The 25123-nt window shown below is 44.2% G+C and carries 17 protein-coding genes; 4 read left to right on the forward strand and 13 right to left on the reverse strand.

Annotated elements, in window-relative coordinates:
• The first annotated feature begins 30 nt into the window (after window positions 1-30).
• Window positions 31-1008, forward strand: a complete 978-nt coding sequence (locus ACYTPF_RS05805; protein WP_461851493.1) for a universal stress protein — start codon at window positions 31-33, stop codon at window positions 1006-1008.
• An 87-nt stretch (window positions 1009-1095) separates the two neighbouring features.
• Here the strand turns inward: ACYTPF_RS05805 and ACYTPF_RS05810 are convergent, their stop codons facing one another.
• From ACYTPF_RS05810 to ACYTPF_RS05830, 5 genes are all read right to left on the reverse strand, one after another.
• Window positions 1096-2367 carry an inorganic phosphate transporter gene (locus ACYTPF_RS05810; protein ID WP_334057181.1) on the reverse strand — a complete coding sequence of 424 codons (1272 nt, stop codon included), beginning with the start codon at window positions 2365-2367 and terminating at the stop codon, window positions 1096-1098.
• Between the two features lie 340 nt (window positions 2368-2707).
• Entirely contained in the window at window positions 2708-3424 is a 717-nt protein-coding gene (phoU, locus tag ACYTPF_RS05815; protein ID WP_014948403.1) for a phosphate signaling complex protein PhoU, read from the reverse strand.
• A 170-nt stretch (window positions 3425-3594) separates the two neighbouring features.
• The gene (gene pstB / locus ACYTPF_RS05820) at window positions 3595-4401 is read right to left on the reverse strand and encodes a phosphate ABC transporter ATP-binding protein PstB (protein WP_179982483.1); all 807 of its coding nucleotides are present in this window, start codon (window positions 4399-4401) and stop codon (window positions 3595-3597) included.
• 15 nt (window positions 4402-4416) lie between these two features.
• Window positions 4417-5976 carry a phosphate ABC transporter permease PstA gene (gene pstA / locus ACYTPF_RS05825; protein ID WP_461851494.1) on the reverse strand — a complete coding sequence of 520 codons (1560 nt, stop codon included), beginning with the start codon at window positions 5974-5976 and terminating at the stop codon, window positions 4417-4419.
• Complete coding sequence (locus ACYTPF_RS05830; RefSeq protein ID WP_461851495.1) at window positions 5969-8146, reverse strand: ABC transporter permease subunit; 2178 nt, start codon at window positions 8144-8146, stop codon at window positions 5969-5971. Before ACYTPF_RS05830 ends, pstA begins: the two co-directional genes overlap by 8 nt.
• 209 nt (window positions 8147-8355) lie before the next feature.
• On the opposite strand from ACYTPF_RS05830, the gene ACYTPF_RS05835 reads away from it, so the two are divergent.
• The 3 genes from ACYTPF_RS05835 (at window position 8356) to ppx (ending at window position 12689) form a co-directional block, all read left to right on the forward strand.
• A complete protein-coding gene (locus ACYTPF_RS05835) occupies window positions 8356-8862 on the forward strand; it encodes a glycine cleavage system transcriptional repressor (RefSeq protein ID WP_179982480.1) in 507 nt (168 codons plus the stop codon).
• Window positions 8863-9037: 175 nt separating this feature from the next.
• Window positions 9038-11110 (forward strand): polyphosphate kinase 1, encoded by a 2073-nt coding sequence (gene ppk1, locus ACYTPF_RS05840; protein ID WP_179982479.1) that lies wholly within the window; start codon window positions 9038-9040, stop codon window positions 11108-11110.
• Between the two features lie 16 nt (window positions 11111-11126).
• Window positions 11127-12689 carry an exopolyphosphatase gene (gene ppx, locus ACYTPF_RS05845; RefSeq protein WP_461851496.1) on the forward strand — a complete coding sequence of 521 codons (1563 nt, stop codon included), beginning with the start codon at window positions 11127-11129 and terminating at the stop codon, window positions 12687-12689.
• Window positions 12690-12801: 112 nt separating this feature from the next.
• On the opposite strand, the gene ACYTPF_RS05850 is transcribed toward ppx, so the two are convergent.
• From ACYTPF_RS05850 to epd, 8 genes are all read right to left on the reverse strand, one after another.
• On the reverse strand, window positions 12802-14928 hold the full coding sequence (locus ACYTPF_RS05850; RefSeq protein ID WP_461851497.1) for a prolyl oligopeptidase family serine peptidase: 2127 nt from the start codon (window positions 14926-14928) through the stop codon (window positions 12802-12804).
• A gap of 186 nt (window positions 14929-15114) precedes the next feature.
• Window positions 15115-16620 carry a TolC family protein gene (locus ACYTPF_RS05855; RefSeq protein WP_461851498.1) on the reverse strand — a complete coding sequence of 502 codons (1506 nt, stop codon included), beginning with the start codon at window positions 16618-16620 and terminating at the stop codon, window positions 15115-15117.
• Window positions 16610-19795 carry an efflux RND transporter permease subunit gene (locus ACYTPF_RS05860; protein ID WP_461851499.1) on the reverse strand — a complete coding sequence of 1062 codons (3186 nt, stop codon included), beginning with the start codon at window positions 19793-19795 and terminating at the stop codon, window positions 16610-16612. The genes ACYTPF_RS05855 and ACYTPF_RS05860 overlap by 11 nt, the downstream gene beginning before the upstream one ends.
• 10 nt (window positions 19796-19805) lie before the next feature.
• Window positions 19806-20894, reverse strand: a complete 1089-nt coding sequence (locus tag ACYTPF_RS05865; RefSeq protein ID WP_461851500.1) for an efflux RND transporter periplasmic adaptor subunit — start codon at window positions 20892-20894, stop codon at window positions 19806-19808.
• A gap of 233 nt (window positions 20895-21127) precedes the next feature.
• Window positions 21128-21442 carry a hypothetical protein gene (locus tag ACYTPF_RS05870; RefSeq protein ID WP_015066299.1) on the reverse strand — a complete coding sequence of 105 codons (315 nt, stop codon included), beginning with the start codon at window positions 21440-21442 and terminating at the stop codon, window positions 21128-21130.
• A gap of 165 nt (window positions 21443-21607) precedes the next feature.
• Complete coding sequence (locus ACYTPF_RS05875) at window positions 21608-22507, reverse strand: fructose bisphosphate aldolase (RefSeq protein ID WP_461851501.1); 900 nt, start codon at window positions 22505-22507, stop codon at window positions 21608-21610.
• A gap of 301 nt (window positions 22508-22808) precedes the next feature.
• Window positions 22809-23984, reverse strand: coding sequence for a phosphoglycerate kinase (locus tag ACYTPF_RS05880; protein ID WP_461851502.1), 1176 nt, complete (start codon window positions 23982-23984; stop codon window positions 22809-22811).
• 117 nt (window positions 23985-24101) lie between these two features.
• Window positions 24102-25112, reverse strand: a complete 1011-nt coding sequence (epd, locus tag ACYTPF_RS05885) for an erythrose-4-phosphate dehydrogenase (protein ID WP_269917316.1) — start codon at window positions 25110-25112, stop codon at window positions 24102-24104.
• Between the last annotated feature and the right edge of the window lie 11 nt (window positions 25113-25123).

Below are 25123 nucleotides of genomic sequence, written 5' to 3' on the forward strand. Positions count from 1 at the left end.
TCAATTAAGCGAACCACTATTGAGGGCAGTATGAAAGGACATTATAAAAACATTTTATGTGTGTTGAGCGACTCACATCGTCAAGATGACACAGTTGCTCAAGCACTGCATATCGCCAAAGCTCACCAAGCCTCGCTTACCATTATGCTATCTCTCGAATCACTTCCACCTAATGCGAGTATGGTCATGGAGTCATTCTCTTACGTGGACTCTCAGCAAACCATGGAAACTCAGGCTCAGCTTTGGTTGAAGCAGCAGGCTGAAAGCTGGAGTAAACAATATGAAGTGTCAACAGCAGTAACGGTGGGGCACCCGTTAATTGATATCGTTCGCTATGTAATGAATAACAATATCGACTTAGTCATAAAGCGAGCAGAAGAAAGCTTTTTAGATAAACTGTTTGGCAGTTTAGATATGCAGCTGTTTCGCAAATGCCCCTGCCCTTTGTGGGTGATAAACCACAAGCCTCGCAGCCAATACAAGAACGTAGTAGCCGCACTAGATCTTAACTATCATTACCCGAAACACGAAGTTTCAATAAGACGCGACCTTAACCGCGATATACTGCGACACGCTAGCCAAATAGCCTTATTAGAATTTGCCCAGCTGCATATTGTTCACGTATTTGATGCGGTACCGGAAAATATAGCCAGAGATGGCTTTATTACCGTCGATAACGACAGAATGGAAACTGATCTAGCGAAAATTCACGCTGAGCGTGAACAGGAATTAGAGAAGCTACTTTCTGAACTTTCTGATGAACTCGACGACAATGTCTGGGAATACTTACAGCCCAAGAACCATATTGTGCACGGTTACCCCCGTCGAGAAATTGCAGCTACAACCACATCGCTAGATACCGATGTAATTGTTATGGGCACAGTATCGCGCCTTGGCGTGCCCGGCTACATCATGGGTGATACTGCCGAAGAAACTATTCACCAGTTAAAGTGTGCTGTGGTAGGTGTTAAACCAAGAGGATTTGAATCGCCAATCTCACGAGATTGATACGGTTAATTAACTATCGATTTAAACTAAAAAGGCCGCGCTTCATTAAAGCGCGGCCTTTTTGCATGTAACAATCAGGTGAGCTTACTAAGCTACGCCAAACGCTGCTTTCAATATAAAGAAGAAGATAATTGAAAGTAGGGCACCTGCTGGCAAGGTCACAATCCAAGACACAACGATATTCCTAACAATACCTAGGTTCAGTGCAGATACACCACGTGCCAAACCTACACCTAAAACTGCACCCACTAACGTTTGCGTAGTTGAAATAGGCAAACCAGTACCTGATGCAATAACTACCGTACACGCTGCGGCAAGTTCTGCGGCGAAGCCACGGCTTGGCGTTAAGTGTGTGATACCTTGGCCGATGGTTTTAATAACGCGATGACCAAATAACGCAAGACCTGCAACAATCCCTAGACCGCCTAGTGGTAAAATCCACCAAGCCAATGTGGCACTTGAGTTAATCTCGCCGCCACTGGTAACAACACTTACTACAGCCGCAAGAGGACCAATTGCGTTAGCTACATCATTAGAGCCGTGGGCGAATGCCATACAGCACGCAGTTACTACCATGAGCAGAGCAAATACTTTTTCAACGTTTGCTGCCTGTAAGTCTGCATCTTCAGAACCGCTGAATTTCATACGGCCTATAAACCATTTACCCAAGAAACCCAGTGCTACAGCTATGCCAATTGCTAGCAAATAACCGTTGACAGCGCTAAGTTCTAAACCTACGTGCTTAAGCCCCTTCTTAATAGTGACAAGGGACATGACAAAGCCCGCTAATGCCATATAAAACGGCACATAACGCTTGGCATTGGCAAACGGAGAAGCGGTTTGGAAGATGAGCTTGTGAGCGCTCATAAAGATAAGGTAAGCAATGATGCCCGATATAGCCGGTGTTACTACCCAACTACCTACAATACCACCCACTTTATCCCACGCCACTGCGTCCATACTGACGCCAGTTGCCGTAAAGCCGATGATGGCACCAATAATAGAGTGCGTTGTAGATACAGGCCATCCCAACCAAGACGCTACCGCTAGCCATATTCCAGCCGCAAGTAGTGACGAGATCATGCCTAATACTAGGTATTCAGGTATGTCTATAAAAAAGGTTGAGTCGATAATCCCTTTTCGAATGGTAGACGTTACTTCGCCACCTGCTAGGTAGGCGCCAGCAAACTCAAATATCATTGCAATGATAATGGCTTGTTTTATGGTTAAAGCTTTAGAACCCACTGACGTACCCATTGCGTTGGCAACGTCATTCGCTCCAATACCCCATGCCATGACGAAACCAACGCCGGCGGCAAGGATTATAAGAATTAGGCCATAACTTTCAAAAAATTCCACGGATAATCGCTCCCGATCTAAACGCGATTTAGGCTGGACGCTACTTGAGTAAGTAGCATGATCTCTTCACCCCAAGGGTTAGAGAAAGAAGTTAAAGACAAATTGTGTTTTATCATAAGGTTCGATTAAATTTTGCACGATCTGTTCTTGGCTGCGGCGCATGATAACGTAATCATCATAGAAGCCATAGCGAAAATCACTGAAAAACGATAAAAGTATACGGAATTATTTGAATGCGATGATAAATTCACCAAATATTGCAGTTTTATGACAAATAAATTTCGCAAACATTCATATTTAGATACTGACACGCAAAATAACACTGACCATTTGGACAGGATTACGTCAAATCTTCCAGTTTTTGCTGCATGTTTTCCAGCGGCGTATGCCTTACATCGGTGCCGCGAGTAAGATAAACCACATATTCGCACACGTTTTTACATCTATCCCCAATGCGTTCTAACGAACGCATTGCCCATAAAACATCCAGCCAATCCTGCATATCGTCTGTGCTTTTCTGCATTTCTGACGTGGTGTAGGACAATAACCGCTTATACTCACTGTCAATGCGGTTGTCTTGGTCGTACACTTCTAGTGCCGCTGCTTCATCCTGGCGGGCAAAGGCGTCGAATGTGCCACGCATCATAGCCGCTACCCTCTCACCAATAAGCAACATGCTGCTTTTAATGGTATCTGAGCTTGGCAGCTTATTGCGCGTTACTAATTTGGCAATACGTTCAATCTCATCACCCATTCTTTCTATATCGGTTATGGCTTTTGAAATGGTCATAATTAAACGCAGATCGCTTGCGGTAGGATGACGCTTGGCAATAATGCGCAAGCACTCTTCGTCAATTTGAATTTCCATGGAGTTAATTTTTAAATCATTTAACACCACTTTCTCAGCCAGTGCGGCATGGTTGTGCTTTACCGCTTTTAAGGTATCCACCAGCTGCTGTTCAACTTCACCGCCCATGGTCAATACCGAGTTACGCAAGTTTTCTAACTCAATATTAAACGTACCTGAGATGTGCGTATTTAAGGCTACTTGTCGCATGGCAATGTCTCCTCGCGGCTTAAGCTTGGTAAGTAGCATTTGATTAAAGTGCTAATAATTCCCGTTTGATCGATCTCACAAATCCCTTTGCCCTCAAAGCAGTCAAAAGAGCTGCGTTGAAACACAGTATTGATGCAAAATTCCGTATATGAACAAACACTCATTTCTGATTATCCATATCGACCCGTAATGTAGTCTTCGGTTTGCTTTTTAACCGGCATAGTAAACAGAGTGTCACTGTCGGCATACTCTATTAGCCTGCCCTGATGGAAAAAGGCGGTATAGTCGCTTACCCGCGCTGCTTGTTGCATGTTGTGCGTAACAATAATAATGGTGCACTGCTTTTTTAGCGAGTCCATCAGCTCTTCAATAAAGAGTGTGGTTAAGGGGTCAAGCGCTGACGTGGGCTCATCTAGCAGAAGTATGTCAGGTTTTAACGCCAACGCTCTGGCAATCACTAAGCGCTGCTGCTGTCCGCCAGATAGAACATGGGCAGATTCAAATAAGCGATCTTTTACTTCATCCCACAATGCAGCTTGTTTTAATGCGCCTTCAACAGCATCGTCTAAGTGTCGGCGAACCTTCACCCCTTGAAGCTTGAGCCCGTAACACACGTTTTCATAAATGCTCATAGGGAATGGGTTCGGGCGCTGAAATACCATACCTACATTAGATCTAAGGCGTGATACGTTTACTTTACGGCTATTGATATTTCGACCGTCTATTATAATTTCGCCCTCATACTTACAGCCGTCATACAAGTCGTTAAGGCGATTAAAACAACTTATTAGCGTTGATTTGCCGCAACCACTTTGACCAATTAACGCCGTAATTTTGTTTTTGGGTATTCGCATGCTGATGTCATTTAACACATGCTTATTACCAAACCATAAGTTGAGGTTTTTCACCTCAACTGCAGTTTGTGCTTCACTAATATCATTAACGTTTAGCGTATTGTGTTCAAACAACTTCAACATGTAATAAAACCTGTATTATCCTTTGATATAGCGTTTGCGCAGACGCGCTCTAAGTACCACTGCCAGTATGTTTAATACAAAGACCACGACGAGTAAAAGCAAGCAGGCAGCAAACATCATACTTGCACTTTTCCCATCGGTTTGGCTGTGGAAAGCACCGTCATAAATAAGCACGCCCAAATGCATAAACTGTCTATCAAGATGAAGATAAGGGAATTCACCGTCTATGGGCAGCGTTGGCGCAAACTTAACCGCCCCTACAAGCATTAAAGGTGCAACTTCTCCTGCCGCCCTTGCAATAGCTAAAATTACGCCAGTCATAATGCCAGGAGACGCAATAGGCAAAACGGTACGCACTATGGTTTCAATTTTAGTTGCACCTAATGCGTAGCTGCCTGCTTTCAACCCTTCTGGTACACGGCGTAAGCCTTCTTCTGTAGCAACAATAACCACAGGCAAAGTTAAAATTGCCATGGTCAACGCCGCCCAAAACACACCTGGACTGCCCATGGTTGGCGCGGGTAGTGTTTCGCTAAACAATAGCTCATCAATACTGCCACCTAGGGTATAAACGAAGAAACCAAGTCCGAATACCCCGTATACTATCGAAGGTACCCCCGCCATATTACTTACGCTCACACGAATAATGGTAGTTAGCGCGGTATTGGGCGCATACTCACTTAGGTAAATAGCGGCTAGCACCCCAAAAGGCGTTACAATTATGGTCATTAAAAAAACCATGAGGACAGTGCCAAACAAGGCGGGAAATACGCCGCCAGAAGTATTAGCTTGCTTAGGAGAATCGGTAAGAAACACCCCAATTTCTGAAAACACTACCTGCCATTTTTCGAATGTACTCAAACGGCTTACGAAATCCACATCTTGAATGCTTGAAATGGGGATAACAAAGGGCGCACCGTCTGCAAAACTCACCAGCAAGGTATATTCAGCGCGTGTTCTTTCCAGCGCCTCTACTCGTTTTTGGTATTCATTAAATGAAGCAACTAAGCGCTCTCTTGCCGGCGCATCTTCTACTACGTTACGTTTATCAAACTGTGATAGCGCTTCATGTATAGGCGCAAGGTGACGAGTATTGAGCGCTTCAATTTGTGCACTAATCTGTGCTACTTCTTCTATTACTGCATCAATATTATCTAGGGTTTGCGGTGGCTTAGACGGTACAACGATATATTCAGGTACCGCTAAAATACGCCTACCATCTATCAGCTTAATTTCAGCGCTCTCTTTCGCAAGTCGCGTATCACTTACCTGGCCGCGGGATAACTGAATTTGAAAACCATAAGGATGCTGAGCATCAGAATACTTAAGGGTAATGTCGTTATTTGATGGCTCATCAAAGAGGTTTGCAAGTACTGAGAACGTGGAGCCGTCTTGATATTCGCCCTTTACCGTGTAAATAGGCTCTGGCCAAAAATAGGCGGTACCGCGAAAACTGATCAGTATAAGTACACTTACGAGCGCGATCAGCAATAGACTAGTGAAAAAGGCGGTTAAACTAATGACTAGCGATTGACGTTGGACTGGATTTAATCCAAAAGATGCTTGATTAGCCATAGTACGCCCTTCTTCTTATACGTTGTCGCAATAGCTCTGCTATGGTATTTACTACGAAGGTAAACACAAACAAAATGCACGCCGTGAAGAATAAAATCTGGTAATGCGCTGATGAAACATCAGCCTCAGGAAGTTCAATTGCCAAGTTAGCAGTGAGTGCTCGCAAACCTTCTATAAGGCCCCAGCTGGAGATTGGCGTATTCCCCGTTACCATAAGTACTATCATAGTTTCGCCAAACGCGCGCCCGAAGCCTAACATTATTGCGGCAACAATACCTGGTAGGGCAACATGTAGAACAACATACAGCAAAGTTTGTAGCCGGGTCGCTCCCAATGCGAATGAAGCATGTTTTAAGTCGTTAGGCACGCCATTGATGGCATCTTCAGCTAGCGAGTAAATACTGGGTGAAATAGCTACCCCCAACGCTAGGGCTACCACTATGGTCGTTTTTCCAATAGGACTATCTGATTCTGCCGCTAGCAACGTAAAACCATCAACCCCCATCAGCGAAAAGATGAGCGATGGCGCATATTCCACACTGACAAAACCTAAAAGGAACACGCCACTGATCGCAAAAAACAGCTCTGCACCATGCCTAAACTTCTTTGGTAAATGTTCTGCAACGGGGCGCTGCACTAAAGCAACCGCGATAAGTACGAAGGGAATAACAATAAGAAAAAATGCAAAAGAGAATAAAAACTGCTCAGCCTTTGGTGATAACCAAATGGCCGCGATAAAACCGATAAGAACACTGGGAATAGCTTCAAGCAGCTCGATGGCAGGTTTAACAATGTTGCGCAATCGGTTTTTAGCGAAAAACGCGGTGTAAATTGCAGCGCCGATAGCAACAGGTATCGCTATAAGCAGTGCTAAAAGAGACGCTTTGATACTGCCTATTAAAAGTGGGGTTAAGCTGAATTTTGCCTCTTGAAAGTCAGAGGCACTGGTAGTTTGCCATACAGTTTCTTCCGTTTCATATCCCTCGTAGTGCTGAGGTTCAAAAAGCGATGCCCACGTAGTAATACCACTTAAATGCTTGCCCTCCCACACCGACAAGGTGTTGTCAGAGTAGCTGTAAAGCTTATTTCCATACCAAATGATATTATCAGCGGTGCGTTCTATTTGTTGAGAAGCCACCACATCGCCAGACACCCTATTTACTAGCAATACACGTGCTTTGTCAGTTAGCACGGCCACTAAGTTCATACTGGCGTGCTCTGTTACCGCTTTTACTTTTTCACCCGGAACTGCTATCTGATAAGTTTGCTCAAAGGTGAGACCTTTTTCACTTTTACTGAGCACCCAGCGGGTCAATGTTTGATTTTCTGAATCCATTAGGAAGAAGGTGCGGTCTTTAGCTAAAGGAAAAATAATTGTTTCATCTAATGACCCGGATATGCCTCCCGCGATAGGAAGCAGTAAAGCGCCTTTATCATTAAGCCGGTTAAGGTAAAGGGCGTCATCTACTTGAAGCAACACACTCTCGCTGCCAGGTAACAATACTAGTCTGTCTATATTGTAAAAACGTTTATCTATCACCTGCGTAGGGCGATGCCGATTTACCCAACGAATGAAAAAGCTGTCGTCTTGAGCGATAGAGGCTACAGCCCACTTTGAAGACAATGCCATGCTCCAGCTACTGCGCTTATCCCACTCATCTTTGGGAAGCGCGAACGTAATGCTATTCGATAGGGCTGTTTGGGGTGCATTAGTGGCGATATCCACTGCCTTACTGCCTGACAGGTTAAAAGACCTTACCGGTAAGACCCGTACCTGCGCGTTGGGAGAAACGTCGACAATATAGTTCTCCCCCATCACGCTGTGAGCCGACAATCTATGTTCGCATGGACGAATATATTCGTGGTTACTTACCAGATCCTTGCCTTGGAGCAATTTAAGACCTAATCGACAGTCTGATTTTCTAACCAGCATAGGCTGGCTATTGATAATGTCACCTGCACTTATCACCTTTTCATTGTCTGGTGTTTCAACACTTAACTGATGATATAAGGTAGGAGTGTAAGCTAGGGGAAGCGCTTGGCTAATGAGATGGGTAATAAGAATAACCAGGGTCAACAAAACAAGGCCGCCAAAGCCCGTCACTACATAGCGCGACCAACTATCTCTACGCTGGCGTTTTCTGTTTGTGCTGTTGCTGTCGAAAGTCATGGGGCTGTTTAGTCATTTTTATTTTCGAAATTCTTCTTTTTTAAGAAGAATAACCCTAAATTGCACTGGTGAGCAGTGTAAGTTTTGTTATGCTAATAGCAAGCAAAAGTTTATAGCATTACCTTCGCGCAACCTACTCGGCGCTTATGGTATTACCCTACAGGAAGACGATCAAAGTTTTTCTCTACACGCCCAATAAGGAGCTTTGCATGCAATCACTGGTTATCAGCATCATGGGTAAAGACAAGCCTGGTTTGGTAGACGCACTCGCTAAGTGTGTATATAAGCATGAAGGCAACTGGCAAGGGTCAAGCTTTGCGCATATGGCGGGTATGTTTACCGGCTTTGTAGAAGTACATGTTGCCGATGAAAATAAGCAAGGTTTAGTAGATTCGCTAGACGCCATCAAAGACTTGTCTGTTCAATCTGTTGCTGTTGCAAGCAATAAAAATAACAACACAACTAAGCTAACCGTAGATGTAATGGGCAATGACAAGACAGGTATTGTTCAGGAACTAACATCCGTACTTAACCAGTTTAACTTAAATATTCTCACTTTTGCTTCTCATTGTGAAAGCGCGCCTAACTGGGGTAGCCTGATTTTCAAAGCAAAAGCTGAAATTGCGGTAACGGAAGACTTCGACGACGGCGCATTACAAGATGCACTAGAGTCGTTAGCTAACGACTTAGTCGTAGATATTACCGCAACGCGATAAATATAGGGGTATGAATGCGCGAGGGACTACCGCAGTGTCTCAGAATCATGCCCATAGGTAACGGAATCACCGCAGCGTATTACGTAGGCTTCAGTGCCGGGATACGTGTTGTCACAGTAGTGTCACTGACTGGTGGCAGTCTTTGACCATTTTTATGAACGTGAATTGAGACATTATGGATAACGACGTTTTATATTATCCCAAAGAGCTAAGCTGGCTATCGTTTAACGAGCGTGTATTGCAAGAAGCCGCGGATAAGAATAACCCTGCAATAGAACGCATTCGCTTTCTTGGTATTTACTCTAATAACCTTGATGAATTTTATCGGGTACGCGCGGCGGATGTTAAACGCCTTATCACTATTGCGCAAAACGACGGGAACGAAGAAGAAGCAGAGCGCCTCACCGAACTTATGGCGCAAATACAAAAGAAAGTAGTACAGCTTTCTGAAAAATTTGACCAAATCCATAAAGACGTCGTCAAAACCCTTGCCCGCTACAATATTCATATCCTGCGTAAAGATGACTTAGACGATTATCAGAAGCAGTGGGTACGCAATTATTTTATCAACAAAGCATTGCGCCATATTGCGCCTATTCTTATTGATAAGAAGACAGATCTACTAAGCCGTTTAAACGGAAACTCTGTCTATTTGTACGTTGCGTTACGTAGAAAAGAACGCAACCCTAAATTCGCCGTTATTCAAGTTCCCACTTCTGAGATGTCGCGCTTTATGCTGATCCCTCCGCAAAAGAGCCGTAAGAAAAAGAGCATTGTTATGCTCGATGACATGATTCAGCTGTGCATTGAAGATATTTTCCGCGGTTTTGTGAAATTTGACGAAATTGAAGCTTTCTCATTTAAAATGACCCGCGACGCGGAATACTCGATTAACGAAGAAATTGACGAAAGTTTCGTTGAAAAAATGTCAGAAAGCATGAAGCAGCGTCTCATTGCTGAGCCTGTGCGTGTTATCTACGACACTGACATGCCAGAAGATATGCAGACAGATCTTCGCAAGCGCCTTAAAATTACCAAGCTCGATACCATGCACGCTGCAGGGCACTATCGCAACTTTAAAGACTTCATAGGTTTTCCAAATGTGGGGCGGGATTATCTTGAACACGCACCGCTCCCCGCTATCGACAGCAAGGCATTTTCTAAACACAACACGGTATTTGATGCGATAACCGCACGGGACATTCTGTTGTATTATCCGTATCACCGCTTCCTTCACTTTACTGAGTTCGTGCGTCAGGCCGCTTTCGACCCGAACGTTAAAACCATACGCATTAATATTTATCGGGTGGCGAGTAATTCGCGCATAATAAACTCGTTAATTGACGCGGTAGATAACGGTAAAAAAGTAACCGTAGTCGTAGAGCTTCGCGCGCGCTTTGACGAAGAAGCAAACATTGAATGGTCTAAGCGCATGACAGATGCGGGCATTCGTGTAGTGCTTGGTGTGCCCACCCTAAAAATTCACTCCAAGCTGTGCATTGTGACTCGCGAAGAACGGGGCAGTTTGGTGAACTATGCCCATTTCGGTACGGGTAACTTCAACGAGAAAACCGCGAAAATTTATACCGATTACAGCTTATTCACCCGCAACCAAGAGTTGGCTAATGAAGGGGTGGCGGTATTCGATCTTATTCAATACCCTTACCGGCGTTATAAATTCCAGCACCTACAAATATCACCTTTAAATGCCAGAACCAAAATTCAGTCGTTAATTCGTCAAGAAATTCAACATCTGAATCAGGGCCAAGATGCCCAAATCACTTTTAAGATTAACAATCTTGTTGATAAAGAACTTATTGATGATTTATATCGCGCAAGCCAAGCCGGGGTAAAGATCCGCGGTATTGTGCGTGGTATGTGCTCACTTAATCCCGGAATAAAAGGCATAAGTGAAAACATCGAAATCATCTCTATCGTTGATAGATTCCTTGAACACCCTCGCGTGATGATTTTTGAAGGCGGCGGCGAGAGAAAAGTGTATATCTCATCTGCTGATTGGATGACCCGAAACATGGACAACCGCATAGAAGTTGGATGCCCGGTTTACGATAAAGGTCTTCAACAGCGCATTGTTGATATAATGGAACTACAATTTAAAGATACCCTGAAAGCTCGAGTGATTGACAAGGATCAGAGCAACAAGTACGTTGCGAGGGGAAATCGCAAAAAACTTCGCTCGCAAATAGAAATATATGACTATTTGAAGAAGCTAGAAGACACTATGTAGGATATAAAATTAGTACATGACCCAGCACGAATCAGTTTTTAATGACGTGGAAACCCGCGAAGTCAGTAAAGTCGCAGCACTCGATATTGGCTCGAATAGTTTTCACTTAGTAGTAGCACGTATTGTTGCTGGGTCTGTGCAAATTTTGCATAGAGTTAAACAAAAAGTTCGCTTGGCCGAAGGGCTCAACGAAGACGACCTGTTGTCTGATGAGGCAATGGAGCGCGGGCTAGCTATGCTTAAGGTAGTGGCAGAAAGTCTGAAAGGCTTTGAGCCTGACTCGGTTAGAATCGTTGCCACTCACACACTGCGTAAGGCCCGTAACGCCCGGGACTTTATTAGCGCAGCACGAGACATCCTCCCCTACCCTATAGAGGTGATTTCTGGTGTAGAAGAAGCGCGTCTTATTTACTCTGGCGTAGCCCATACTAATCATGCAGACGGTCAACAGCTGGTAGTTGATATTGGCGGTGGTTCAACGGAATTTGTTATTGGCGAAGGGTTTACGCCTTTGCTTTGCCGCAGCCTTCAAATGGGGTGTGTTAGCTATACCAAACGCTTTTTTGCAAATGGAGAGCTAAAATCTAAAGCGTTCAACCGCGCTATCACGGCAGCGCAACAAGAACTTGAGTTAATTGACAATAAGTATCGCAGACTTGGCTGGGTTCAATGTATTGGTACGTCAGGTACTATTCGTTCGCTGTTCACTCTTTGTCAACAAGACAGACCTAATGGCCACGATATTCCGGTAACGCTTAAAAGTTTGCGCAATTTAATGAAGCAATTCATAAGCGCAGGCCATATAGACAAATTAAGCTATCCAGATTTAAGTGAAGATCGTCGTGTTGTTATTGCCGGCGGCCTCGCTATTCTTATTGCTGTTTTCAGAGCGCTAGAAATTGAAGGCTTGGTTTATTCGCCTGCCGCCTTGCGAGAAGGTGTGCTCTATCAGATGGAAGATGAGCTTCATCACGCTGATATACGCGGCAGAACAGCAAGTAGCTTGGCAACCCGTTACGATGTAGATACAACCCAAGCCACCATGGTGCTTAACACAACGCTGTCACTTTTCGATGATGTTGAAAAAGAATGGAAACTTAAAGGGCGTGACTTTAAAAGTATGCTTGGTTGGGCTGCTTTACTTCATGAAGTAGGCATGCAAATTAACTCTCGGGGTATTCAAAAACACAGTGCCTATATTCTTGGCAACGTGGACATGCCTGGGTTTACGCAAGAACAACAGTTGTTGCTCGCTACACTCGTGCGTTTTCATAGAAAGAAAATCCGTACTAATGAACTCCCTACGTTCAACCTTTTCGACGAGCAGTCGGTAAAACATTTAATTGCGTTACTTCGTTTGGGTGTACTGCTTAATATTAAACGCCAAGAGGGCTTTTTACCTGCTCTCGTTGTTAACGTAGAAAAGAACGAGCTGGTCATTACTTTTCCAGAAGGCTGGTTAGATGAAAAACCTATTATCTCTGCAGACTTGTTAAGAGAAAGCCACTACTGGAAGGCGCTCGATCTAAAACTTACGGTTGTACCGGATATTTCGCAGTTACATCCCACTGTAGAATGACAAAAACGTTAGGCTCGAATTATAAAAATGGGGCCTTGAACCGATTGAATCGGAACAGTAGCCCCATTTATCTCTAGCCTTGCGAAACTAACGTTTCTAAACGTTGATTTAGTTACTCGGCTTTGGCTTTGGCATCATCAAAGTGCGCGCTGTCGTATTTTTTAAACCACGCCAAAATGTTTTCCACTTTACCAATCATTCTAGAAGGTTTAGAGGCAATACCATGAGGTGAGCCGGGTACTTTCACCAGTACACTATCAACCTTTTGAAGTTTTAACGCTTGATAGAACTGCTCAGTTTCGGACATTGGCGTGCGTTTATCTTCCACTCCAGTAATCAACATAGTGGGGGTAGTTACATTGCCCACGAGCGATAATGGCGAGCGCTTCCAATAGTGCTCTACGTTATCCCAAGGCTTGCCAGGGAATTGGAAAGGTATCTGGTACAGGCCCGAATCGGCAGTCAATACCTTCGATAACCAATTAATAACGGGTTTTGCAACCACGGCTGCTTTAAAACGGTTTGTAAGTCCAATGGCATAGGCTGATGCAATACCACCTGCTGAGCCACCCGTTATAAATAAACGTTCTGGATCGGCAATGCCTTTTTCAATCAGCGCGTCTACTCCAGACATATGGTCGGCAAAGTCGTACTCAGAGCTATATTTCCCCTGAAGTAGCAGTGCAAAGCGCTCACCATAACCCGTACTGCCTCTGTGATTATCATAAAACACCACATAGCCCTCGGCTGCCATGCGCTGTAGCTCAGCGGTAAAGACAGGGCCATAAGCGAGATTAGGTCCGCCGTGAATTTCTAAAATTAGCGGATAGGTTTTCGAGCTGTCATAGTTAGGCGGCAGGATGTACCAACCTTGTATTTCTTCGCCATCAATAGAAGATTGATAGACTATTTCCTTAACTTCACCTAATTGTTTGTGTCCTAAAACGTCTTCATTAAGTGCCGTAAGTTGTCGTTCGTTTTTTGTAGTGACAAACAAATCTGCAGGACGGTCTGTACGCCCTTTGGTGTAAGCGACGACATCGCCTACCGCATGATAAGTACCAAACACATAAGGTCGACCAAGTGTAGTGCCACCTAATCCACTAGCCACTGTTTTCACTCTGCCCGACAGAGACACTGTATTAACTTGTACTAGACCACGAACTGATTGTTGAAAGTAGATACGTTTGTTGTCTTTCCAGTAAAAATTAGACACCGAGTTATCAATGTCTTTGGTTATATTTCTTTGTTCAGAGCCGTCGCTATTCATTACATACAAATAGCTATTTTTGTACATCACTTTTTCGTCGTCACGATACGCATAAGCAATATGCTTTCCGTCCGGCGATACAATAGGTGACGATTCTCGCCCTTTAGCCTGCGTCAACTGTTCAATATCTCCCTTCATATCAACAGAAAATATATCAGCCTCAAGGGGTTCATACTCCCAGTTATCACTGCGATTAGCAGAGAAATAAATCTTCTTACCGTTCGGCGCAAAACTTAAACGCCCCTTATGATGATAATTACCCGAGGTTAACTGCCTTGCCGTGCCTCCGTCTGAAGGGACAATAAAGATATGAGTATAGGCCGGGTCGAGCACACCTTTGCCATCTGCTTGGTAACGCGCCTTAGTGATATATTCAAAGCTAGGAGACCACTTTGCACCGTCTGGCTTTTTAGGCATTTTAACGTCTAGCGGCTTTTCCTTGGCATCTACACTCATGGTGAAAGCAATGTATTTACCGTCAGGTGACCACGTAATGTTACTGGGACTTGAAGTAACATTGGTAACTAACGCTGTTTGCCCTGTATCCATCCAGCGTACATACAATTGCGGTTTGCCTTCTTCATTAGAAAGGTAAGCCAATCGGCTACCGTCTGGTGACCAGCGAATAGAATAGTAACTTTTTTTCGACGATAGTAAGGGGCGGTTTGACTTGCCATCAACCGACGCTAGCCAGACATTTGCCCGGCTACTGTCTGACATGATGTCGTTTGAACGGCGCACATAGGCGATATGTTTACCGTTTGGAGATACCTGAACTTCACTCACGTATTCAAGGTTAAAAATATCTTCCGATTGGAAAAAGGCACTTTTCTCTGGGGTAGCTTCATCCGACTGAGAATTTGCAATCACAGGGGAAGACAGCACCAGTGTAGCAAGACTAAATAGCGTCAACGCCCCACAATGCCGCTTACTCATTTGCTGTAATCCTCGGATTTTAAAAAAAGACATAGTTCACCTTTAGATTATGGTTATTGTTTTACCGGTTTTTTTTGGCGGTGATCGCTCAATTTTTTCATCTTACTTAAATATCACCGCCTATAAAAATTAAACGTTGAGATGCGTAAAGAAGACGATAAAACAAAAAAAGGAGAGCAATTGCTCTCCTTAAATAGTTATTAACTTAGCCAATCTAGGTTAGGTCGACGAAGATTGCCAGCCTCCTCCTAGGGCCTGATATAAGTCAACAAGCGCAGCCAGTTGCTGCTGACGAGTTTCTATAAACTCACTGCGTGCTTCCAATGCTTCGCGCTGCGCCAATAGTACTTCTAAATACTCACCATGCGCTGACGTAAACAACCGATTTGCAATATCCACTGACGATTCCAAAGACGCAATTTGCGATTTTTTAGCGTCGGCACTTTTTTCGAGATTATCAAGCTTAGACAAACTATTAGACACTTCTGTCACCGCTTTTAGCAGCGTAAGCTCATACTCATAGGCGGCCTGGACCTGCTCGGCACTCGCATTTTTATAAACAGCTTCAATAGCTCGTCGATTGATTAGCGGGGCAAAAATATCGCCAGATAGCGAATAGGCCAGTGACTCTGGTACATTAAACAAATACCGGCTATCAAACGCTGACAACCCTACCCCTGCTTTAAGCTCTAATGAAGGGTAAAAGTTCGCTTTAGCTACATCTATATTTAAGTTTGCAGCCTGCAGCGTAAGTTCAGCCTCTCGAATATCGGGTCGGTTTTCTAACAGTGAAGCAGGCACTCCAATATTAGGCTTAACAATGTCTTCGCTAAACAAAGCGTTACTATTTCGTTGAATAGGCTGAGGCATGCGCCCTAACAATAGATTGATTGTGTTCTCTTTCTCCACAATTTCTTGTTTGATGAGAAAGCGTTCACTTTCGTTCTTTTTCACCTCGGCGTTAAAGCGTGCTACGGGCAAGGAAGAAGCTCGACCATATTCTTTCAGTGCGTTTATAGTTTGAATAACGTTGCGCTGTAGCTTTATGGTGGCATCAATATTAGCCAACTTGTTATCCAAAGCTAATAGTTCGTAGTAGCTACGAGTCACTTCAGAAACAAGTTGAGTGATAAAGAAATTCTTACTTTCAATAGAAGCTAAGAATTCAAGTGATGCCACCTTCGAGGCATCCCTGAGTTTATGCCAGACATCTACTTCCCAAGAGGCGTTTAGACCAAGCTCTAAATTAGCTAAAGGATCAGGGAAAGCTTTACCTTCCCTGATATCAAGCTGCTCTTCCACCGCGCCTTCTCGCGTATATTCACCCACTTTTTCGGTTTCAATAGCAGCACCTGCAGACACGCTTGGTAAATACTCACCTTCGCGCGCATACACCTCGTTAGACGCCATATTAATGCGTTGTACAAGTACGGCAACTTCCTTGTTATTAGTTACAGCGGTTTCAACTAACGCTGTCAAATATGGGTCGTTGAACCACGCCTCCCATTCAATTTTTGCTTCACCATTACTGGCATCGTTGTTTTTGTCGGCGTTTAAGCCTGTACTGTTCTCAGTACCAAGCTCAGTGCTTACACTGAACTGATCCGGCATGGTTACATTTGGGTCCCGCGTTTCTATTGACGGGATTGCACACGCTTGAACAAGTAGTGCGCTGCCAATTGCCACAAAAAGAGGCTTTTTCAAAAGACGCGTGTTATTTTTCATCGCTTAGCACCTCATCGTTGTAGTGGTAGGTTTCTGTAAGTGGAACATGATCTTCGTTTTTAATTAATGACTTACCCTCTTCTAGCTTAGCGAAAAGGTAGTACAAGCCTGGAATAACTATTATGCCGAAGACGCTACCGCAAAGTGTGCCTCCCAGTGCTGAAGCACCAATAGTACGGTTTCCTACCGCACCTGCTCCTGTAGCGACGACCAAGGGTATAAGCCCAGCCACAAACGAAAATGAAGTCATTAATATAGGGCGGAATCGCTGCTTCGCCGCATCAACGGCGGCTTCTGCGATAGATAAACCCTGCTGGTTTTTCTGTACCGCGTATTCAACAATCAGCACGGCGTTCTTGCCCAGTAATCCAACCAGCATTACAAGACCTAATTGCGCGTAGACATCGTTCGCTAAGCCCATTAGGTCAAGCAGAATAAAAGATCCGATTAGGCCACTTGGTAACGACAAAATAACGGCAAGAGGAAGCAGCAAGCTTTCATATTGCGACGCCAATACGATATATACAAATAGTAGAACTACACCGAATATGACGATGGCTTCACTACCGCGTTTGGCCTCGTCAAACGATAACCCCTCCCAGCCTATGTCATAGCCTTTAGGTAACGTTGCTGCAGCAACTTCTTCAACCGCTTTAATAGCTTCGGCAGAGGTATAGCCTTTTGCGGGCTCCGCACGAATGGCTGCAGAGGTGTAAAGATTGTATCGAGTGATTTCATTAGGCCCTTGCGTTTTAATCAGCTTCATAAACGCAGAGTAAGGCACCATTTCACCTTCCTCATTTTTAACGTAGTAGTCCATCAAGTCACTCGGATAACGACGATACTCTGGAGCACTTTGGGTATACACCTTGTAAAAGTTATTGAAACGGGTAAAACCTTGCTCGTAGGTACTACCAATTAGGATATTAAGGTTTTCCATTGCCTTACCAATTGATACGCCTTTTTGCATCGCAGCTTGGTTGTCTATTTCAATTTTATATTGCGGGTAATTAGCCGCGTAGAAAGTAAATAGCCCTTTGAGTTCTTTACGTTTTGACAGCTCATCCATGAAAGCTTGATTTATTTCATCAAACTCTTGGTAATCCGTCGTATTTGTTTTGTCGAGCAAACGGAACGACAGCCCAGATGACGCACCATAGCCAGGAACTACAGGGGGCTCGAAGTATTCAACCACAGCGCCAAGGTGATGGGTCTTAGCTTCAAGCTCTTCAATGATTTCCTCTACCGTCTGGTCTCTATTTGCCCAGTCTTTAAGGTTAATTAGACAAGTACCCGCATTAGAGCCACGACCTTCCGTTAAGATTTCATAACCTGCGAGTGAAGAAACTGATGACACCCCTTCGACATCTAGGGCAAGGGTTTGAAGCTCTCTTGCTACTTCATTTGTTACTTCAAGGGTGCTTCCTGGAGGGGTTTGAATAATGGCGTAAATTTGCCCCTGATCTTCTCCGGGAATAAAACCAGTCGGAAGAATGTGATTGAAACCAATCGTGCCTGCGACAAACGCAAAAAGCGACAAAATAGTCACCACGCGACGGGTTACTAACGCTTTTATGATGCTGGTATAACGCCCGGTGAGCTTGTCGAACCAATGATTGAATACATCGATAAGCTTACTAATTGGCGTGGCTTTTTTGGTGTGTGTGTGCGGATTTTTAAGTAGCATCGCGCACAACACTGGCGTTAGCGAAAGCGCTACAATACAAGAGATGATAATAGACGATGCCATGGTGATAGAGAATTGACGATAAAAGACGCCCACTGGCCCAGTCATAAACACTAAAGGCACAAATACCGCTGTCATCACAAGCGTGATAGCAATAATAGCGCCGCCCATTTCACCTAATACCTGCTGCGTAGCCATATAGGGCGTTAAGCTAGCGCTCTCTTCCATTTTTGCATGCACAGCTTCGACGATAACAATGGCGTTATCTACCACTATCCCTATAGCCAATACCAACGCGAAAAGGGTGATTAGGTTAATGTTTACCCCCGTCGCTTGCATACAAAAGAAGGTACCAATTAAGGATACGGGGACGGCCAATAGAGGAATCAAGGTAGAACGCCAGTCTCCCAAAAAGATGAAAACCACCAGCGAAACTAAGATAAATGCCTCAAATAAGGTATGCAGTACCTGTTCTATCGATGCATCGAGAAACTTAGACACGTCATAGTTAATTTCGTATTTCATGCCTTCGGGAAAGGTTTCTTCAAGCTCTGCCATTTTAGCTTTTACTTGAGATATCACTTCATTAGCGCTACTGCCATAATTTTGCTTTAACACGATTGCCGCAGAAGGATACCCATCTTTGTTTGAATAGATATCGAAAAACTCACTGCTAAGCTCTACGTCTGCTATGTCACTTAACTTAAGCAGCTTGCCGTCACTATCCGCTCTGATAATGATATTTTTGTATTCATCAGGCTCGTCGTACCGTCCTTCATAAACAAGCACATATTCTTTAGACTGCGCACTTATTCCCGAGCTTCGTCCGAGTCGGCCTGGACGACCAATAAGGCTTTGCTCATCAATCGACTCCATCACTTCATCGACTGAAATGTTATACGCTCGCATGCGATCTGGCTTTAACCAGATGCGCATAGCATACTGCCGACTACCCAATATTTTAGCGCTGGCAATACCGTTAACACGCTGTATTTCTGGTATAACGTTAATGTTCGAGTAGTTATAAAGAAACTTCTCATCGGCCTCTTCGTCTGTGCTGTAGACGTTGATATACATCAACATGCTTGGCTGCACCCTTTGAAGTACTACTCCCTCAAGTTGTACCAACTGCGGGAGCCGGTTCATTACCTGATCAAGCCGCGTTTTAACGTTTATTAGCGCTTGGTTAGGGTCAACATCCAAGTCAAAGATAACTTGGATAGTAGCTTCACCGGCACTTGTGGCATCAGACACAATGTACTTCATGCCAGGCACACCATTTATCGAACGCTCAATGGTCACCAAAGATGACTTTACGAGTACATCAGCACTTGAACCAGGGTATGCCAATGAAATTAAAACCCTGGGGGGAGCGATATCTGGAAATTGAGAAGTCGGTAAGGTAAAAACCGAAAGCGCGCCTAAGAAGATAATCATAAGGGATAGCATGATCGCCATCACCGGACGTTTAATAAATACACCAAACATACTTAATCCCCTACTCTGCCTGAAGTGCTAGTTCAGCTAACGTATCGTCAGAAGAAATAAGGTTCGGCTTTATGTGATCGCCATTACTTACTCGTCTCAAACCCTCAAGAAGAATAGTGTCATCTTCTTTCAGCCCTTCTGATACCAAGAAGATGTGCGGTAACTCAGCTGCAATCTCTATATGTCGTGTTTTAAGGGTATTGTCAGCATCTAGAACATATACATAGTTCTGATCCAATATTTGAAAAGTCGCCTTTTGGGGAATGACCAGCGCGTTTGGATAGTCAACGTCGACAAGTATGTTACCGGTTTGTCCATGTCGTAACATTTCATCAGGATTAGGAAATGAAGCACGCATTTCGATTGTGCCAGTATGATTATCAAAATCGGCTTCAATGGTATCTATCACTCCTTCGTAAGGATAAATTGTGCCGTTTGCGAGCTTTAAGCGAACGCTCGTCCCTTCATTTGCTTTTCCGCTTTGTACATAATCTAGATACTCCGACTCTGGCACATTGAAGTAAACCCACATTTGGCTTAAATCAGACATGGTTGTAAGAAGCTCTCCCTCTTCGAGCAGACTACCTGTTCTTGCTTCTAAATGGTCCATTTTCCCAGTAAAGGGTGCTTTAATATCAGTGAATGCCAAATGTGCTTCTGCTAATTCAACTTCAGCCTGCGCTTTTTGATACTCAGCTTCTACAACAGCAAGCTCGTTAGGTGAGACTATATTTTGGTTAACTAGCGATTTGGTGTTTTTGAGCTCCATTTGCGCAGCTTTAGCCTCTGCCTGAGCTCGCTTAAGTTCTGCTTCGTAGATAGTAGGCACTATTTTAAACATAGGGCTTCCTTTCTCTACGGTCTGACCTTCATCAACGAACGTAGAGGCGAGGTACCCTCTTTCCATTGCTCTTAACTCAATATGTTGAATGGCGCGAATTTGACTGACGTACTCTTTAACAAGAACTGTATCTTTGTTTATTGGATGCGAGACATTGAACTCTAGCGGACCACTATGATGAGCTTCGTGCTCTTGATGACCACACCCAGTTAAAATGACGGTAAGAATACTTGCTGCTAAAAGCGTTTTTTTGCTCATAATTTTAAAATCGTTCTTATAGGTATTGCCTATAGACAGGCAACAGCATTAGTACGGCATAGCGAGTAATTTACTGCTCGTTTTTGTTTACCGGTCAGTTTTATTGCCGATCGGGCTTCTCAATCACTCAGCCATGCACGCACGAATATAACCAGCTCTGAAGAGAACTGACGTTTGTGAAAATTTTGAAATTGAAAGGCTTTTCTCTCGAAAATTAAAGCAAGAGGAAAAGCTTAAACAGCAGGTGGCGCTCTTGTAAGTGGGGTGACGTAGCTCTTCTTAGACCAAGAGACTAAATACGGGAGGGGGTTTTCACTAAGTGAACTAATAATCGCAGCGTTACCAAACGTATTGATAACGGACAAAAATAGGTCGTCTTGTCCATTTTCTTCTGCGCTACTTTCTATTGATAGGGTCGAGACGGATGCATCAAGCTGATGCTTAAACGAGATGGGCTTAATATCTTGTTTAATGGTAAGCAAGCACGTAAACAATAACAGCGCTAAACCGTAGCAAAAGCGTTGAGTATTTATGTGTTGGAAATTCACCAGTTTACTTCCAATACTAGGCTTCAATGATATCAAGCAATGACAATGGCGCGAGATGCTACACAGTCCGCTTTTTTTTGACAACAGGCTTTGAATTGAATGCGTTAATCTAAACAAAAAGAGCGCTGAATAGCGCTCTTTGTAATAAACAAGTTAAGAGAAAGTCTAGGCTTTAGACGCCTGGTAGATACCTTCAATCGCTTTATCTAGCGTTGCTTCAAACTCTTCTTGAGATTGCTGTGCAGATACACCTTCGGTTAATGCGCGAGAGAAGCTCGCGATCATACCTTGGTTTTCTGATAGTTTTGCGTTTGCGTCGTCACGGCTGTAGCCGCCAGACAGTGCAACCACTTTAAGTACGCGAGGGTGATCAACAAGCTCTTTATAAAAGTTAGCTTCGGTTGGTAGCGTTAACTTAAGCATCACTTCTTCACCTTCGCTAAGAAGATTAAGCTGGGTTAGGATCTCTAACTTAAGTAGCGCTTCAGCTTCTGCTTTTTGCGGGCTGTGAATATCAACCTCTGGCTCGATAATTGGGACAAGGCCAGCAGCTAGAATTTGCTTACCTACTTCAAATTGCTGAGCAACGACATCTTTAATACCTTGATGATTCGCAAGCTTTACCACACTGCGCATCTTAGTGCCAAATACGTCTTGCGCTACCGCTTTAGCAAGCAGAGCATCAAGGCCAGGCATAGGCTTCATCACTTGAACACCATTGCTCTCTTCGGCCAATCCTTTATCAACTTTTAAGAAAGGGATGACACGCTTTTTCTGCCACAAGAAGTGTGCAGTAGACATGCCTTCAATTTCTCTATCAAGGGTGTTTTCAAATAAGATTGCGCCAAGAACGCGTTCGCCGCTAAAAGGGGTGCTGGTGATAATGCGTGTACGCATTTCGTGAACTAGATTAAACATCTCTTCGTCTGAGCTGTATTCAGATTCTTCGATGCCATATAAGCGTAACGCTTTAGGTGTACTACCGCCGCTTTGATCTAACGCTGCAATAAAACCGGTTTGTGTTTTCAGTTTATCCAGCATTGCCTGCTGAGCTTGTGATGCCATTGCAACACTCCTTTTGTATATTACTGCCTTAATAGACAGGTGTAGGGTTTATTGTTATACCAATTCTATTAAAGATCTGTTTGTCTCTTACACGGCTAGCCGGCACCTAGAGTAAACACATCTGTAATAAAATTGGTATTTATGCCAGCGTACTTCACTGTTTCGCTGGGGTAATCGTCTCCGATTAAATGGTCACGCTCAAAAATGCTGTTACTGAGCGTGACGCATGTTGGGGCAACTTTGCACTAGGCCTTAGCTATCGAGAGCTTTTATGCGCTGTGTTTTTATACAGCGCTTAGGCTTATTTATTTTTTTCTTCTAGTACTGCTACCGCTGGTAGTGTTTTACCTTCCAAGAACTCAAGGAACGCGCCACCACCTGTTGAAATATAAGAAACCTTATCGGCAATTCCGTATTTATCAACTGCTGCTAGTGTATCACCACCACCTGCGATTGAGAATGCGTCGCTTGCTGCAATCGCTTCTGAAAGCGCTTTCGTACCTGCACTGAACTGTTCAAATTCAAAAACGCCTACAGGGCCATTCCAAACAATAGTGCCCGCATTCTTAATAATATCTTCTAACGCTTTTGACGAATCTGGGCCGATATCAAAAATCATATCGTCGTCAGCAACATCACTGACTACTTTTAGCGTCGCTTCGGTATTTTCATCAAACGCTTTGCCTACGACTACGTCTGTTGGCACTGGAATATTACCGCCATTCGCTTGAGCTTCATTCATAAGCTGCGTGGCTTGCTCGGTTAAATCCATTTCCACCAAAGATTTACCGACATTGTGACCCTGTGCCGCAATAAAGGTATTAGCGATACCACCGCCAACAATTAGCTGGTCTACTTTTTCAGCCAGTGTTTTTAGTACGGTTAGCTTGGTCGATACTTTTGAACCACCGACAATAGCAACCATTGGGCGCTTAGGGTTGTCTAGCGCTTTACCCAGTGCATCTAATTCAGCAGCAAGTAATGGGCCAGCACAGGCTTTTGGCGCAAATTTAGCAACGCCATGAGTAGACGCTTGTGCACGGTGAGCGGTGCCAAAGGCATCCATAACGAAAATATCGCAAAGTGCTGCGTACTGTTTCGCTAACGTTTCGTCGTCCTTCTTTTCGCCGTTGTTAAAACGTACGTTTTCAAGGATAACCAATTCGCCGTCTGCAAGCTCAACGCCGTTTAGGTAGTCTTTAACAAGCTTAACCGGTACGTCTAGGGCGTCGTTAAGGTAATCAACCACAGGTTGAAGAGAAAACTCATCAGCAGGCTCGCCTTCAGTAGGACGGCCAAGGTGAGACATCACCATAACTGCCGCGCCAGCGTCTAGGGCTGCTTTAATCGTAGGAATTGATGCTTTGATACGCGCATCAGAAGTTACTTTGCCGTCTTTTACCGGCACATTTAAATCTTGTCTAATTAATACGCGCTGGCCATTTAGGGCCATATCGCTCATGCTTGGAATTGCCATCGTCTTTCCTATGTTAATTTAAATTCAGTAGAACGTGTTAAAACAAGTGAAACACGCTCAAATTAACTGTGAAAGCTGCGCGGGCTGGTGCTACCAACCCTTGGCAGCATCAATGCTTTATTTTGCGTCGAACATCACTTTAGCGGTATCGAGCATACGGTTTGCAAAACCCCATTCGTTGTCACACCACACCAGTGTTTTAACCAGCTGTTTGTGACTGACTCTCGTTTGTGTGCCATCTACAATACACGAGTGAGGGTCGTGATTGAAATCTACCGACACCAAAGGCTCTTCGGTGTAGTCCAAAATGCCCTGCAATCGCCCTGCTTTTGCATTGCGCAGTGCTTGATTCACTTGTTCAATAGTTACCTTAGACTGAAGCGTTACGCTTAAGTCCATAGCAGTAACATTGATAGTAGGTACACGTACGGCAATGGCTTCGAACTTACCCGCAAACTTAGGCAGAATACGCTCTATACCGGCGGCAAGGCGTGTATCAACGGGAATAATTGACTGACTCGCGGCACGGGTTCTACGCAAATCTTCGTGATAAGCATCGATAACTTGCTGATCGTGCATAGACGCGTGAATGGTTGTGATCGTACCACTTTCAACACCGAACGCGGCGTCTAGCGCTTGAATAACCGGAACAATGCAGTTTGTGGTGCAAGAGCCGTTGGAGACTAATTTTTGTTCACTGGTCAACGTGTCTTCGTTGGTTCCGAAAATGACCGTATTGTCTAAATCTGGTGATCCGGGTGACGAGAACAGCACTTTGCCAGCGCCAGCATCTAAATGGGCTTGCCCCGATGCTCTGTCATCGAACTTTCCCGTACACTCAAGCACAATATCGATGCCTAAGTCTTTCCAGGGTAGGTCTTTAATATCGCTTATCGCGAGCAACGTAATATCGTCGCCTGCCACATTAAGCGTGTTGTTTTCTAAGGCCACATCAAAACGGAACCGCCCGTGGGCGGTATCGTATTTAAGTAAATGTGCTATGCCCTCGGGTTTAGCAATGTCGTTAATGGCCACAATTTTAAATTCGTTATTGCGCTCACTTTCATAAAGTGCGCGCAATACGTTACGACCAATACGACCAAACCCATTTATGGCAATATTTACCATAGGCTTATCTA

This window comes from Alteromonas sp. HB246098, assembly GCF_054890645.1.

Bases quoted from the DNA above. Each gene is read 5' to 3' on its own strand.
- ACYTPF_RS05805 (WP_461851493.1), top strand. From the start codon at position 31: ATGAAAGGACATTATAAAAACATTTTATGTGTGTTGAGCGACTCACAT.
- phoU (WP_014948403.1), bottom strand. From the start codon at position 3,424: ATGCGACAAGTAGCCTTAAATACGCACATCTCAGGTACGTTTAATATT.
- pstB (WP_179982483.1), bottom strand. From the start codon at position 4,401: ATGTTGAAGTTGTTTGAACACAATACGCTAAACGTTAATGATATTAGT.
- pstA (WP_461851494.1), bottom strand. From the start codon at position 5,976: ATGGCTAATCAAGCATCTTTTGGATTAAATCCAGTCCAACGTCAATCG.
- ACYTPF_RS05830 (WP_461851495.1), bottom strand. From the start codon at position 8,146: ATGACTTTCGACAGCAACAGCACAAACAGAAAACGCCAGCGTAGAGAT.
- ACYTPF_RS05835 (WP_179982480.1), top strand. From the start codon at position 8,356: ATGCAATCACTGGTTATCAGCATCATGGGTAAAGACAAGCCTGGTTTG.
- ppk1 (WP_179982479.1), top strand. From the start codon at position 9,038: ATGGATAACGACGTTTTATATTATCCCAAAGAGCTAAGCTGGCTATCG.
- ppx (WP_461851496.1), top strand. From the start codon at position 11,127: ATGACCCAGCACGAATCAGTTTTTAATGACGTGGAAACCCGCGAAGTC.
- ACYTPF_RS05850 (WP_461851497.1), bottom strand. From the start codon at position 14,928: ATGTCTTTTTTTAAAATCCGAGGATTACAGCAAATGAGTAAGCGGCAT.
- ACYTPF_RS05855 (WP_461851498.1), bottom strand. From the start codon at position 16,620: ATGAAAAATAACACGCGTCTTTTGAAAAAGCCTCTTTTTGTGGCAATT.
- ACYTPF_RS05860 (WP_461851499.1), bottom strand. From the start codon at position 19,795: ATGTTTGGTGTATTTATTAAACGTCCGGTGATGGCGATCATGCTATCC.
- ACYTPF_RS05865 (WP_461851500.1), bottom strand. From the start codon at position 20,894: ATGAGCAAAAAAACGCTTTTAGCAGCAAGTATTCTTACCGTCATTTTA.
- ACYTPF_RS05875 (WP_461851501.1), bottom strand. From the start codon at position 22,507: ATGGCATCACAAGCTCAGCAGGCAATGCTGGATAAACTGAAAACACAA.
- ACYTPF_RS05880 (WP_461851502.1), bottom strand. From the start codon at position 23,984: ATGGCAATTCCAAGCATGAGCGATATGGCCCTAAATGGCCAGCGCGTA.
- epd (WP_269917316.1), bottom strand. From the start codon at position 25,112: ATGGTAAATATTGCCATAAATGGGTTTGGTCGTATTGGTCGTAACGTA.